12 protein-coding genes are annotated in these 12,697 nt (G+C 68.3%); 6 read left to right on the forward strand and 6 right to left on the reverse strand.

What is annotated here, in order from left to right; translation table 11 throughout:
• Positions 1-7: 7 nt before the first annotated feature.
• Complete coding sequence (locus NM203_RS32340; RefSeq protein WP_255065134.1) at positions 8-1,057, forward strand: NAD(P)H-dependent amine dehydrogenase family protein; 1,050 nt, start codon at positions 8-10, stop codon at positions 1,055-1,057.
• Positions 1,058-1,062: 5 nt separating this feature from the next.
• Here NM203_RS32340 and NM203_RS32345 read toward each other — a convergent pair whose 3' ends face one another.
• From NM203_RS32345 to NM203_RS32365, 5 genes are all read right to left on the reverse strand, one after another.
• Complete coding sequence (locus NM203_RS32345) at positions 1,063-1,365, reverse strand: hypothetical protein (RefSeq protein ID WP_255065136.1); 303 nt, start codon at positions 1,363-1,365, stop codon at positions 1,063-1,065.
• Between the two features lie 82 nt (positions 1,366-1,447).
• Positions 1,448-1,684: an anti-sigma factor family protein gene (locus tag NM203_RS32350; RefSeq protein ID WP_408633451.1), complete on the reverse strand. Its 237-nt coding sequence runs from the start codon at positions 1,682-1,684 to the stop codon at positions 1,448-1,450.
• The gene (locus NM203_RS32355) at positions 1,681-2,319 is read right to left on the reverse strand and encodes an RNA polymerase sigma factor (protein ID WP_255065137.1); all 639 of its coding nucleotides are present in this window, start codon (positions 2,317-2,319) and stop codon (positions 1,681-1,683) included. Before NM203_RS32355 ends, NM203_RS32350 begins: the two co-directional genes overlap by 4 nt.
• A 63-nt stretch (positions 2,320-2,382) precedes the next feature.
• Positions 2,383-2,886, reverse strand: a complete 504-nt coding sequence (locus NM203_RS32360) for a YkgB family protein (RefSeq protein ID WP_255065138.1) — start codon at positions 2,884-2,886, stop codon at positions 2,383-2,385.
• 76 nt (positions 2,887-2,962) lie between these two features.
• A complete protein-coding gene (locus NM203_RS32365) occupies positions 2,963-5,008 on the reverse strand; it encodes a prolyl oligopeptidase family serine peptidase (RefSeq protein WP_255065139.1) in 2,046 nt (681 codons plus the stop codon).
• Between the two features lie 125 nt (positions 5,009-5,133).
• On the opposite strand from NM203_RS32365, the gene adh reads away from it, so the two are divergent.
• The 5 genes from adh (at position 5,134) to NM203_RS32390 (ending at position 12,104) form a co-directional block, all read left to right on the forward strand.
• Positions 5,134-6,657 (forward strand): aldehyde dehydrogenase, encoded by a 1,524-nt coding sequence (gene adh, locus NM203_RS32370; protein WP_255065140.1) that lies wholly within the window; start codon positions 5,134-5,136, stop codon positions 6,655-6,657.
• A gap of 93 nt (positions 6,658-6,750) precedes the next feature.
• Complete coding sequence (locus tag NM203_RS32375; protein WP_255065142.1) at positions 6,751-7,245, forward strand: DUF779 domain-containing protein; 495 nt, start codon at positions 6,751-6,753, stop codon at positions 7,243-7,245.
• A 191-nt stretch (positions 7,246-7,436) separates the two neighbouring features.
• Positions 7,437-10,388, forward strand: coding sequence for a protein kinase domain-containing protein (locus tag NM203_RS32380; RefSeq protein ID WP_255065143.1), 2,952 nt, complete (start codon positions 7,437-7,439; stop codon positions 10,386-10,388).
• A gap of 37 nt (positions 10,389-10,425) precedes the next feature.
• Complete coding sequence (gene lpdA / locus NM203_RS32385) at positions 10,426-11,820, forward strand: dihydrolipoyl dehydrogenase (protein WP_255065144.1); 1,395 nt, start codon at positions 10,426-10,428, stop codon at positions 11,818-11,820.
• A gap of 14 nt (positions 11,821-11,834) precedes the next feature.
• Positions 11,835-12,104 (forward strand): hypothetical protein, encoded by a 270-nt coding sequence (locus NM203_RS32390; RefSeq protein ID WP_255065145.1) that lies wholly within the window; start codon positions 11,835-11,837, stop codon positions 12,102-12,104.
• On the opposite strand, the gene NM203_RS32395 is transcribed toward NM203_RS32390, so the two are convergent.
• Entirely contained in the window at positions 12,101-12,661 is a 561-nt protein-coding gene (locus tag NM203_RS32395; RefSeq protein WP_255065147.1) for a carboxymuconolactone decarboxylase family protein, read from the reverse strand. The two genes, NM203_RS32390 and NM203_RS32395, sit on opposite strands and share 4 nt — an antisense overlap.
• Positions 12,662-12,697 lie beyond the last annotated feature (36 nt).

Consider the following 12,697-nt stretch of genomic DNA (forward strand, 5'->3'; position numbering starts at 1 on the left):
TCACGGCATGTTGCGCGTCGTCCAGTGGGCGACGGGGACCGTGGGCAGGCACGCGGTCGCCGCCGTCGCCGAGCACCCCGACCTCGAACTCGTCGGCGCGTACGTCTACCACCCCGACAAGGTGGGCCGCGATATCGGGGACCTGTGCGGCGTCGGCCCTCTCGGCGTGACGGCGACGGCCGAGCGCACGGACATCGAGGCGCTCGACGCCGACTGCGTGCTCTACATGCCGCAGGGCGAGATGAATCCGATGGGAGCGCTCGACGACATCTGCGCGCTGCTGCAATCGGGCAAGAACGTGGTGTCGACGGCGGTCACCGCGCTGATCTACCCGGCCAGCATAGGGGCGCAGGTCGTCGAGCGACTGAACGCGGCATGTGCCAAGGGCAGCAGCTCGTTTCACGCAACGGGTATCGAGCCGGGTTGGGCAGCCGAGGTGCTGCCGCTTACCATGTCGGGGCTCTTCCGCCGGATCGACACGCTCGTCGTGCAGGAGCTGCTCGACTACAGCACCTACGACAGCGCCGACATGCTGTTCGACATCATGGGATTCGGCAGGGGACCGGACGAGCCGGTGCCGCTGGCGGATCCGGTGCTGGCCGGGTCGACGTTCAAGGCGTCGCTGATGCTCGTCGCCGACGGGCTGGGCGCCACCATCGACGACTTCTCCTACGACCGGCGCGTCGCGGTCGCCGCCGCGGCCTTCGACGTGAAGGCCGGCCGCATCGAGGCGGGAACCGTTTCAGCGCAACGGTTCAGCTGCACCGCGATCATCGGCGGACGGCCCGCGCTGACCATCGAGCACATCACCCGCTTGAGTGACGACGAGGCGCCGGACTGGCCGCGGGGTCGCGGCTGGAAGGTCACCGTTGAGGGGACTCCGTCGATGGTGCTGGAGAGCCGTATCGCCACCCACGGCGAGGACGAGACCGACCAGGGGTGCCTCGGGACGGCGATGCACGCCGTGCACGCGATCGCGCCGGTATGCGCTGCGGCGCCGGGTATCAGGACGTTCCTCGACCTGCCCACGATCGTCGGTCGCGGCGTACTGCGCTGAATGTCCTAGCAGCTGGCGTCGACGAACACGGTCATCGACGTCACCTGCGTCATCGGATCCATCTGCGCGCCCGGATACCCGGAGTCGTATCGGCTGTAGGACTGGCCGGCCCGCACGCTCGTCACCGTGCACTGCGAAAGCGGCTGCGAGCCCGTGCGGTTGACGATCACGGTGTTGCCCCTGGCCTGCAGCTGCATCACCAGGTCTTCGGCGTTGCCACCGCCGACGGGTGCGGCGTGGGCTGCGCCCGCGAAGGCGATCCCGCCGGCTGCGAGAGCGGCTAAGGCGACGTTGATGAGGAACTTCATTGTTCGATCCTTCTGTCGGAGCTACCGCGACACCTGCCGGTGCGCGCTGACAGATCGGTAGTGCTACGACAATCGGAAAGCGTTACACCCGCCAGTCCTTGAAGGCGTCCAGGAGCCGCGTGCGGAACTCGGGTGCGATCTCGTCGTCCGGGATCCTGCCCACCGTTCCGATGGTGGAACGGAACTGCTGCAGGTAGTTGTCGCACCCGTCGCAGTCGAGCAGGTGCTCGTCGAACCGCGCGCGGGTATCGAGGTCGAGCGACTCGTCGAGGTACGCGGTGACCAGTTCGACGATTTCGTTGCAGTCCAATGGCTTCACGACGCATCCCTCAGATAGTCCTCGAGCACCTGGCGGATCGCCGCCCGACCGCGGTGCAACAGCACCCGCTGATTCGCGATGCTGATGTCCAACAGTTCGCACACCTCGGCGGAGTCGAGGCCGAGCATGTCCCGAAGGGTCACGACGACCCGTTGCCGCTCGGGCAGTGTCGCGAGTCCGCGCTGTGCGACGGCTGTCAGTTCGTGGCTCAGCACCGAGCCCTCCGGGGTGTCGGGGAACGGGGCGGGCGCTTCGGCGTCCTTCCAGTGGCCGGCCCATTCGTCGCCCTCCGCCCGGAACCGCTCGGGATCCACCGTGCCGCCGGTGAACGCCTTGATCTGAGCGTCGACGTGCTTGCGCTCCTTGAGGCCCCTGGCTTTCGCGATGTTGATGAGCACGGTGAAAAGCCAAGTGCGCAGGGACGATCGGCCTTCGAATCCGTCGATCCCCTTGAGCAGCGCGATCCAGGTCTCCTGTACGACGTCTTCGGCGTGTTCCCGACTCGGCACGTATCCGCGCGCCACCCGGAGCATGGCCGGGGTGTGGCGATCGATCAGACGGGCGAAGGCGCCCTGGTCGCCGGCGCGAAGCGCGGCGACGAGGGCACCCTCGTCGTCCGACAGGGTGGTGGTCATCGCGGCATCGGGGTGATTCTCGCCCCGAGCCGGACGGTCCCGGAGCGAAATCGGCACGACGGATCAGGCACGACGTCCGGAGCGTGCGCTGCTGAGAGCGTCGCCCAGGGTCCAGACTGCGATTCCCAGCAGGGCGACGTCCTTGATCAGGAACTGCCCGGTCGTGCCGAGCCACGGGAAGCCGCCCTCGGCCGCCTCCACGACACCGGGTGTCGTGAACAGGAAGCTGATGGTCGCGAGGAACAGGCCGATCGAGATGACGCTGCCGACCGCGGACACCTTCGGCAGCCAGGGTTTGACGGCGAGCAGCACGGCTGCACTGACCTCGACGACGCCGAGCAGTGACGAGAACGTCGTCACCGAGAAGATCTCGTACAGCCAGCTCATGAAAGGGCTGTTGGCGACGAGCGGTTGGATGCCCTGTGCCTCGTACGCGGTGAACTTCAGCACGCCGATCCAGCCGATCACCAGGACCAGCCCGTAGCGGGCGATAGTGCCGCCGATGCGGGTGATTCGGGCGTCCAGCGCGGATGCGTCGACGTGCACGGTGTCGGTGATCGCGGTCATGATGCACTCCTGAAGGTCTCGGGCCGACGCTTCGTCGACCGGTTACCGAGTGCAGTGCCGCCGGGACGCCGAAGCGTTACACGCTGCCGATGGTCTGCCAGAGGAACTCGTAGGTCAGGGCGGACTTGAACGCCGCCTGGGCGTTGTCGGCGGCGCCGCCGTGCCCTCCCTCGATGTTCTCGTAGTAGCGCACCGGATAGCCGAGTTCCTCCAGTGCCGCGGCCATCTTCCTGGCGTGGCCGGGATGTACCCGGTCGTCACGCGTCGACGTGGTGAAGAGCACTGGGGGATAAGGCCTGTCGGCTGCCACGTTCTGATACGGCGAGAACGGCTCCATGAACGCCCAGTCGTCGGGATTGTCCGGATCGCCGTACTCGGCGACCCAGGACGCGCCCGCGAGCAGCAGGTGGAAGCGCTTCATGTCGAGCAGCGGCACACTGCACACCAGCGCGCCGAAGAGCTCCGGGTACCGCGTCAACATGACGCCCATGAGCAGGCCGCCGTTGCTGCCGCCCATGGCTGCGAGCCGATCGACCGTCGTGATGCCGCGGGTGACGAGATCGGCTGCGACAGCGGCGAAGTCCTCGTAGACCAGGTGCCTGCCCTCACGAAGTGTCTGGGTGTGCCAGGTCGGTCCGTACTCGCCGCCGCCACGGATGTTGGCCAGCACGTAGGTGCCGCCGCGCGTCAGCCACACCCGGCCTACCGCGCCCGCATAGCCGGGCATCATCGCATGCTCGAATCCGCCGTAGCCGTACAGAAGCGTCGGCCCCGGTTCCGCGTCCGGCGCGGGCGACTTTCCCACCACGAAGTAGGGGATGGCGGTGCCGTCGGCCGACGTCGCGAAGTACTGGTCGACGTCGATGCCCTCGGGGTCGAAGAACTCGGGTGCGGACTTGAGCACCTCCAGTGGACCGCCCGCGGTTCCGCGCAACAGTCGCGACGGGGTGATGAATCCGCTGGAGTCGTAGAACACCTCGTCGCCGTCGTCGTCGATGTCGACGATCACGGTGTTGGTGGCCGGCGGGATGTCAGCGGCTGGTTCGGCCGTCCACGTTCCCGGCGTCACGATGGACACCCTGGTGGCCACGTCGTGCAGCGTGACGAGCACCAGCTTGTCGAGCGTCCAGGCGAACTGGCTCAGCGACGTGCGCGCGTCCGGTTCGAAGACGACGTCGAATTCCCTTGCGCCCGCAAGGAACTCCTCGAACCCAGTGGCGATTAGGGCGCCGGCGGGATAGGTCGTGTCACCGATGGTCCACTCCGTGCGCAGCTCGATGAGCAGCCACTCGCGGTGCACGGTTATCGAGGCGTCCTCCGGAGCCTCCAGGAGGATCAGCTCGCCGTCGCGGACCTCGTAGCGCACCCGATGGTAGAAGTCCGTCGACCGGCCCAGGACGAGGTGTTCGAAACCGGGGGTTCGGTCGACCCTGGCGATGATGCTCACGTCGGTGGGCTCGGCTTCGTAGACCGTCTCGGCGGACTCGAGCGGCCGCCCTCGGTGCCAGCGCTTCGCGATGCGCGGGTAGCCCGACTCCGTCATCGACCCGTCGCCGAAGTCGGTGCACACCAGCAGGGTGTCCTCGCCCTCCCAGTCCACCGAGGACTTCGCCTCCGCCAGCTGGAATCCATCGGCGACGAACTCCTTTGTCGCCATGTCGAATTCGCGTACAACGGCGGCGTCCGCCCCGCCGCGGGACAGCGTGATGAGCGCCCTGGTGCGTTCCGGGTAGATGACGTCGGCACCGCCCCACACCCAGTTCTCCTCCTCGGCGGCCGCGAGCGCGTCGACGTCGATGACGACTTCCCAGTCCGGTGTGTCGGTGCGGTAGCTCTCCAGCGAGGTGCGCCGCCACAGCCCACGCGGGTTCTCGGCGTCACGCCAGAAGTCGTAGAGGTACTCGCCGCGGCGCCGCGGGTAGGGGATCCGGCTGTCGGTGTCGAGCACCTCCAGGATCGACGCGCGCATCTCGTCGAAACGAGGCCCGCTGAGCGCGGCCGTCGTCTCGTCGTTGTGGCGGCGGACCCAGGCCAGGGCGTCGTCGCCGGTGACGTCCTCGAGCCAGAGGTGGGGATCGTCGTTTGCCGTCGGCTCCGCGCGCGAGCGCTCGTCGGTGGTCATACGGGCCATGCTCTCACTCGGGCGGATTCGGGGCCGGAGTGGCGGTTCGGATCGCGGGCTTTGCCGGGATCGCCCGAGCGTAGTGTGAGCTGGGTAACACGACCACCGAATCAGGGAGTTGTCCCATGACCGTATTCGCGCGCCCGGGCTCCACCGACGCCTTGATGACCTTCGAATCCCGCTACGCCAACTTCATCGGCGGCGAGTGGGTCGCGCCTGCGGGCGGCGAGTACTTCGAGAACCCGACGCCGGTCACCGGTCAGGTGTTCTGCGAGATCCCGCGCTCCACCGAGGCCGACATCGAGAAGGCCCTCGACGCCGCGCACGCCGCCGCCCCCGCCTGGGGTAAGACGGCCGCCGCCGAACGCGCGGCGATCCTGAACAGGATCGCCGACCGGATCGAGGCCAACCTCGATTCGATCGCGCTCGCCGAGGCGTGGGACAACGGCAAGCCGATTCGCGAGACGCTGGCCGCGGACATCCCGCTGGCGGTCGACCACTTCCGTTACTTCGCGGGTGCCATTCGCGCACAAGAGGGTTCGCTGTCCCAGATCGACGAGGACACCGTCGCCTACCACTTCCACGAGCCGCTCGGCGTCGTCGGGCAGATCATCCCGTGGAACTTCCCGATCCTGATGGCGACGTGGAAGCTGGCCCCGGCGCTCGCCGCGGGCAACTGCGTCGTGCTCAAGCCCGCCGAGCAGACCCCGGCGTCGATCCTCTACCTGATGTCGCTGATCGCCGACCTGCTGCCCGCGGGGGTGGTGAACGTCGTCAACGGCTTCGGTGCCGAGGCGGGCAAGCCGCTGGCCTCCAGCAACCGCATCGCGAAGATCGCCTTCACCGGCGAGACGACGACCGGCCGGCTGATCATGCAGTACGCCTCGCAGAACCTGATCCCGGTGACGCTGGAACTCGGCGGCAAGAGCCCCAACATCTTCTTCTCCGACGTGCTCGCCGCCAACGACGACTACCAGGACAAGGCGCTCGAGGGCTTCACGATGTTCGCCCTCAACCAGGGCGAGGTCTGCACCTGCCCGTCACGCTCGCTGATCCAGGCCGACATCTACGACGAGTTCCTGGCGATGGCCGCGGTGCGCACCAAGGCCGTGCGGCAGGGCGACCCGCTGGACACCGAGACGATGATCGGGTCGCAGGCGTCCAACGATCAGCTCGAGAAGGTGTTGTCCTACATCGAGATCGGCAAGGACGAGGGCGCTCGCGTCGTCACCGGCGGCGAGCGCGCCGAGCTCGGCGGCGACCTCAACGGAGGGTTCTACGTCCAGCCGACGATCTTCGAGGGCAACAACAAGATGCGGATCTTCCAGGAGGAGATCTTCGGTCCGGTCGTGGCGGTGACGTCGTTCAAGGACTACGACGACGCGATCTCGATCGCCAACAACACGCTCTACGGGTTGGGTGCCGGGGTGTGGAGCCGCGACGGCAACACCGCATACCGGGCCGGGCGTGACATCAAGGCCGGCCGGGTGTGGACCAACTGCTACCACGTCTACCCCGCGCACGCGGCGTTCGGCGGCTACAAGCAGTCGGGCATCGGCCGCGAGAACCACAAGATGATGCTGGACCACTACCAGCAGACGAAGAACCTGCTGGTGAGCTACTCGAACAAGGCGCAGGGCTTCTTCTAGGCCCTCACACTCGCGCGAACGTTGGTTACCGACACGCAGAATCGCGGTTTCGCGTGGCGGTAACCAACGTTCGGCGGAAAGGAACGCACACGCATGACGACCGAGGCACCCAGCCGTGCACTCATCACCGAGGCGGCCGCCGAGTTGCTGCGCACGATCCAGAAGCGCCACGGCGCGTTGATGTTCCATCAATCGGGCGGCTGCTGCGACGGCTCGTCGCCGATGTGCTACCCGGACGGCGACTTCATCGTGGGCGACCGCGACATCCTCCTGTCGATCCTCGACGTCGGCGACGGCGGCGTGCCGGTGTGGATCTCCGGGCCTCAGTTCGACGCGTGGAAGCACACCCAACTGGTGATCGACGTGGTGCCCGGCCGGGGCGGCGGCTTCAGCCTCGAAGCGCCGGAGGGTATGCGATTCCTCTCCCGCGGAAGGGCGTTCACCCCCGACGAGCTGACCGCGCTGGACGGCAATCCACCGATCACGGGATCGGCCTACGAACGCGGCGACCGACCGGCGGACGCCGGGACGCACATCGTGGCCCAGGCGTCGGACGCGTGCCCGATCCCGGCGGCCCGCCTCACCTAACCGGCGATGCGCACCCGCAGTAGCTGACACCGGCGCCTCCCCGGCATCGGAAAACCCCTCGCAACGTCCTCCGCGGACCGCGTTCACGCCGCGTGGCGAGGCCGCGACGGAGCATCGGCGGGTCCGACAATTCGGCCTTACCCCCGCGTTATCGCCGGTAGGCGAGTATTTTCCGTAGGGAAAGGGGGACCGTGGAGCCAACGAAGTTCGGTCATTACGACCTCTTGGAACTTCTCGGACGCGGCGGCATGGGAGAGGTCTGGCGCGCCCACGACACCGCGACCGACCGCGTCGTCGCGGTGAAAGTGCTGCTACCGCACTTCGCCGACGACGCCACCTTCCAGCAGCGCTTCCAACGGGAAGCCCACGCGGCCGCGGCACTCCAGGACCCGCACGTCGTCCCCATCCACAACTACGGGGTGATCGACGGCCGACTCTACGTCGACATGAGGTTCATCGAGGGGCGCGACCTGCACTCGCTGATCCTCGACGACGAGCTCGACCCCACCCGCGCCGTGCACATCATCGAGCAGGTGGCGATGGCACTGGAGTCGGCGCACGCGATCGGCCTCATCCACCGCGACATCAAACCGGCGAACATCCTGGTCGGGAAGTACGACTTCGCCTACCTCATCGACTTCGGCATCGCGGTCGTCACCGGACAGACCGCGTTGACGAACGCGGGGATGGCCGTCGGCACCTGGGCCTACATGGCACCGGAAAGGTTCGGCACCGGGCAGTCCGACGCCCGCACCGACATCTACGCGTTGGCCTGCGTCCTCTTCGAATGCCTGACCAGACGTTCGCCGTTCCCGGGCACCGACGCCCAGCAGGTGATCGTCGCGCACCTCACCTCGGACCCGCCGCGGGTCACCGCGATGCGGCCGGACCTGCCCACCGCCCTCGACGCCGTCATCGCCAAGGGAATGGCCAAGGAGCCCGACGACCGCTTCCAGAGTGCGATCGAGCTGGCCGAGGCGGCCCGAGCAGCGGTGATCCCGCGTGCCACACCTGCGCCGGCGTCGCCCGCACCGGTCGCGGGACCGCCGCCCAGCTCGCCGCCCGTCGGGGCGCCGACCATCGGCCCTCCGCCGCACAGCGTCCCGCCGCAGAGCCGGAGTCCCTCGCGACCACCCGGTCCGCCGCCGCGTCCGAGGGCGGGTGCGCCGACGGCGGGGCCTCGCAGTCCGGGGATGATCCGATACCCGTCGGCCCCCGGCCCGCGCATCGCGCGGCCGAATCCGGCTGTGGGTAGCCGACCGCCGCTGGAGCCGCAGCTGGCGACGCCGAGCGTGAACCTCGGGACCTCCGCGCTGGGGTTGGGCGTGGGGACCACGAATCTGGTGGCGATGCGAGACGGCCGCCCCGCGGCGACCCGCAGGGCCGTCGTCACCCTCTACCCCAACCGGTCCCCGGAAGTCGGGGTTCCCGGCGAGAATCCGAACCTGCAGCAACCGGGATTGGTGCTCACGTCGTTCGTCGAACGGGTCGGTGACCCGGTGGCGCTGGTCGCCGCCGACGGCAGCTCGCACCGCGGGGAAGCGGTCCTCGTCGACGCGCTGGACGCGATGACCCGCACGGTCGGCGGCGGGGCTCCCGTCACGATCACGGTGCCCTCGCACTGGAGCCCGACCGCGGTGGAATCGCTTCGAGCGGCGCTGCGCGGGCGTGCCGGGCTGTCCCCCGAACGCGCACCCGCGATGATCATCCCGGACGCCGGCGCCGCACTCGCATGCCTGAGCGCCGATCCGGGACTCCCGCCCACGGGCGTCGTGGTGCTGTGCGATATCGGCGGAACCGGCACCAACATCACCCTCGCCGACGCGAGTGCGGGATTCTCCATCATCGGAGAGACGGTGCGGCACAACGACTTCTCCGGCGACGCGGTCGACCAGGCCGTGCTGAGCCACGTCGTGGACGCCATCGCGCGGGAACGCGGCGCCGACCCGGCCAGCACGGCAGCGGTCGCGGCGCTCTCCCGGTTGCGGGACGACTGCCGCAGAGCCAAGGAGAGGCTGTCGACGGAGACCTCGGCCGTGGTGTCCGCCGACCTGCGCGGCCGCACCACCGAGGTGCGGATCACGCGATCGGACCTCGAGCGGCTGATCGACAAGTCCGTGCATCGGCTCGTCGATGCCGTCGACGACGTGCTGCTCAGGCACCGGGTGCCGGTGTCCAGCGTCTCGGTGCTCGCCGCGGTCGGTGGCGGGGCCGCGATTCCGCTTGTCGCGCAGCGGCTTTCGGAGCAGCTGGGCGTGTCGGTGGTGACCACGCCCGCGCCGCAGTTCGCGAACGTCACCGGGGCCGTGATCGCGGCCGCACGCGGACCGGCCTCCGATGCGGCCACTGGACTCAGTTCGGCAGCCGACGACGCCACGGCGCTCGCGGCGACGATGGGCTGGGCGGGCAACACCCCGTACGTGACGGACGCGCCCGCCACCAGGAAGGCGCCGCCCGCGCAGCTCGCCGAAGGCGCGCCCGCCACTAGGAAGGCGCCGCCCGCGCAGCTCGCCGCGTTGGCGTGGTCCCAGGACGACCACGCTCCGGCGGTCGACGAGTACACCCCCGCGTACGACGCGCACCACCCGTCGCTCGATGAGGAAACCGAGACCCGCGAGCCCCTGGATCTCACCAGCCAACCCGCCGAGGACGCCGCGGAGGGCGCGCCCTCCCGCTGGTACGCGCGCACCCCGATGGTGTTGGGGGCGGCCGCGGCGGCGGTGCTGCTCACCGCGGGCGGCATCGCGGCGGTCACCCTGACCGGCGACTCGGCGCCGATCGAGCCGGCGCCCCCGCCGCCGAGAACCTCGACGGGCAACCCGTTGAAGACGGTCTCGGCGCCGCCGCCGAAACCCAAGACCACGCCGCCACCGACGACGACACCGCCACCGCCGAAGACGACGCCCCCGCCGACCAGGGCACCGGTCACCACGAAGGCGCCGCCGCCGGTGTACACGACACCGAAAACCACGTGGACACCACCGCCGACGACCGAGCCCGAGCCGACTGTGGAACCGACCGAGGAGCCGACGGTCGAGACCCCGCCGTCGACGTTCCCCACGGTGCCGACGGTCCCTACACTGCCTCCGCTGTTCCCCGAACTGACACTGCCGCCGCTGTTCCCCGAAGCACCCCAACCGTGACCGCAGGGACCCGCGGCGCGACCACTAGGCTGGCACCGTGACTCACTATGACGTCGTCGTAATCGGAGCAGGCCCCGGCGGCTACGTCGCGGCCATTCGCGCAGCCCAGCTGGGCCTCAACACCGCCATCGTCGAACCCAAGTACTGGGGTGGCGTCTGCCTCAACGTCGGTTGCATCCCGTCGAAGGCGCTGCTGCGCAACGCGGAGCTGGCCCACGTGTTCACCAAGGAAGCCAAGACGTTCGGCATCAGCGGGGAGGCGACGTTCGACTACGGCGTGGCGTTCGACCGCAGCCGCAAGGTCGCCGACGGCCGCGTCGCGGGCGTGCACTTCCTGATGAAGAAGAACAAGATCACCGAGATCCACGGCACCGGCAAGTTCACCGGACCCAATGAACTCGAGGTCGATCTCAACGAGGGCGGCACCGAGAAGGTGGAGTTCGACAACGCGATCATCGCGACCGGCGCTCGCACCCGGCTGATCCCCGGTACCGAGCTGTCGGACAACGTCGTCACCTACGAGACGCAGATCATGGAGCGTGACCTGCCCGGCTCGATCATCATCGCCGGCGCTGGCGCCATCGGCATGGAGTTCGCCTACGTCCTGAAGAACTACGGCGTGGATGTGACGATCGTCGAGTTCCTGCCCCGCGCGCTGCCCAACGAGGACGCCGAGGTCTCCAAGGAGATCGAGAAGCAGTACAAGAAGCTCGGCGTCAAGATTCTGACCGGCACCAAGGTCGAGAAGATCACCGACGAGGGCTCGTCGGTCACGGTGACGGTGTCGAAGGACGACAAGACCGAGGAACTCAAGGCCGACAAGGTGATGCAGGCCATCGGCTTCATGACCAACGTCGAGGACCTGGGCCTCGACACCGTCGGGGTCGAGACCGACGAGCGCAACCTCATCGGCATCGACGACTACATGCGCACCAACGTGCCGCACGTCTACGCGATCGGTGACGTCACCGGAAAGCTGATGCTCGCGCACGTCGCTGAGGCGATGGGAGTCGTGGCCGCCGAGACGATTGCGGGCGCGGACACGCTGGCGCTCGGCGACTACCGGATGATGCCGCGTGCGACGTTCTGCCAGCCGCAGGTGGCCAGCTTCGGGCTCACCGAGGAGCAGGCGAAGGACGAGGGCTACGACGTCGTCGTCTCGAAGTTCCCGTTCACCGCCAACGGCAAGGCGCACGGGCTCGGCGACCCGACCGGCTTCGTCAAGCTCATCGCCGATAAGAAGCACCTCGAACTGCTCGGCGGACACCTCATCGGACCCGACGTCGCCGAGCTGTTGCCCGAGCTCACGCTGGCGCAGAAGTGGGACCTGACCGCGAACGAGCTGGCGCGCAACGTACACACTCATCCGACGCTGTCGGAGGCGTTGCAGGAGTGCTTCCACGGGCTGGCCGGCCACATGATCAACTTCTAGCTGGCACGGCGCCTGTGAGATCAGCAGTAGTCGCCGGGCTCGGCGGGCTGGTGATCGGCCACGTCCTGTGGCTGGTCGGGATCAAGCTCGCCACCATGTCGGGGTCCGTCGCGTTCTGGGTGCTGATCGTGGCGGGCGTCAGCCTCGTCGCGGGAGTCGTCGGTGGTCTGCTCGGCTACCTGGCCTACCAGCGCAGGGCGACCGCGAAGGCGGCGTTCCTCTGGGCTTTGCCGATGCTGCCCGTGCTGTTCTCGATCAGCGTGCTCGGAGTGACCTACCTCTAGTCGGGGAAGTCCAGCGGCACCTTGAGCGTCGCCAACGTCGCGGCGAGGCCGTCGTATTGTGCCGTGAGCAAGCAGAATTCGATGAGCTGCTTGCGATCGAGGTGAGTGGACAGCGCACTCCACGTCTCATCGGACATGGATCTGGTGACGACGAACTCGTCGGTCGCGGTGATCAGCACGCGCTGGCGCTCGGTGAGGCCCTCGGCGTCGGGGCCCTCGAAGATGAGCGCCTGGGTGGCGTCGTCCAGTCCGCGCGAGCGCGCGAGTCGCTTGTGCTGCTGCAGTTCGTACTCGCTGTTGCGGAGATGGCCCACCCGCAGGATCACCAGCTCCTTGTCCCGCTTCGACATCTTGCCCCAGTTCAACAGCACTCCGGCGTACGGCATGAACGTCAGGAACAGCAGCTTGTTCTGACCGATCGTGTCGAAGAGGTGAAAGCGCTTAGCCCGTACCGTGCGTGCACCCGCGCGAGCGGCAACCCAGCCGATCGGGCCGAGTTCGCGGAGGCTGCGTGTGGCGGGGATTCGGGCGGGCTCGGGTCGATCGTCGGGGGTCACGTGCGTGAGTCTAGGGAATGACCGGCGGCGGGGCGT

Source organism: Mycolicibacterium arenosum (assembly GCF_024320865.1).
In the GTDB taxonomy this organism is placed as follows: domain Bacteria; phylum Actinomycetota; class Actinomycetes; order Mycobacteriales; family Mycobacteriaceae; genus Mycobacterium; species Mycobacterium arenosum.

Bases quoted from the DNA above. Each gene is read 5' to 3' on its own strand.
- NM203_RS32340 (WP_255065134.1), top strand. From the start codon at position 8: ATGTTGCGCGTCGTCCAGTGGGCGACGGGGACCGTGGGCAGGCACGCG.
- NM203_RS32345 (WP_255065136.1), bottom strand. From the start codon at position 1,365: ATGAAGTTCCTCATCAACGTCGCCTTAGCCGCTCTCGCAGCCGGCGGG.
- NM203_RS32355 (WP_255065137.1), bottom strand. From the start codon at position 2,319: ATGACCACCACCCTGTCGGACGACGAGGGTGCCCTCGTCGCCGCGCTT.
- NM203_RS32360 (WP_255065138.1), bottom strand. From the start codon at position 2,886: ATGACCGCGATCACCGACACCGTGCACGTCGACGCATCCGCGCTGGAC.
- NM203_RS32365 (WP_255065139.1), bottom strand. From the start codon at position 5,008: ATGACCACCGACGAGCGCTCGCGCGCGGAGCCGACGGCAAACGACGAT.
- adh (WP_255065140.1), top strand. From the start codon at position 5,134: ATGACCGTATTCGCGCGCCCGGGCTCCACCGACGCCTTGATGACCTTC.
- NM203_RS32375 (WP_255065142.1), top strand. From the start codon at position 6,751: ATGACGACCGAGGCACCCAGCCGTGCACTCATCACCGAGGCGGCCGCC.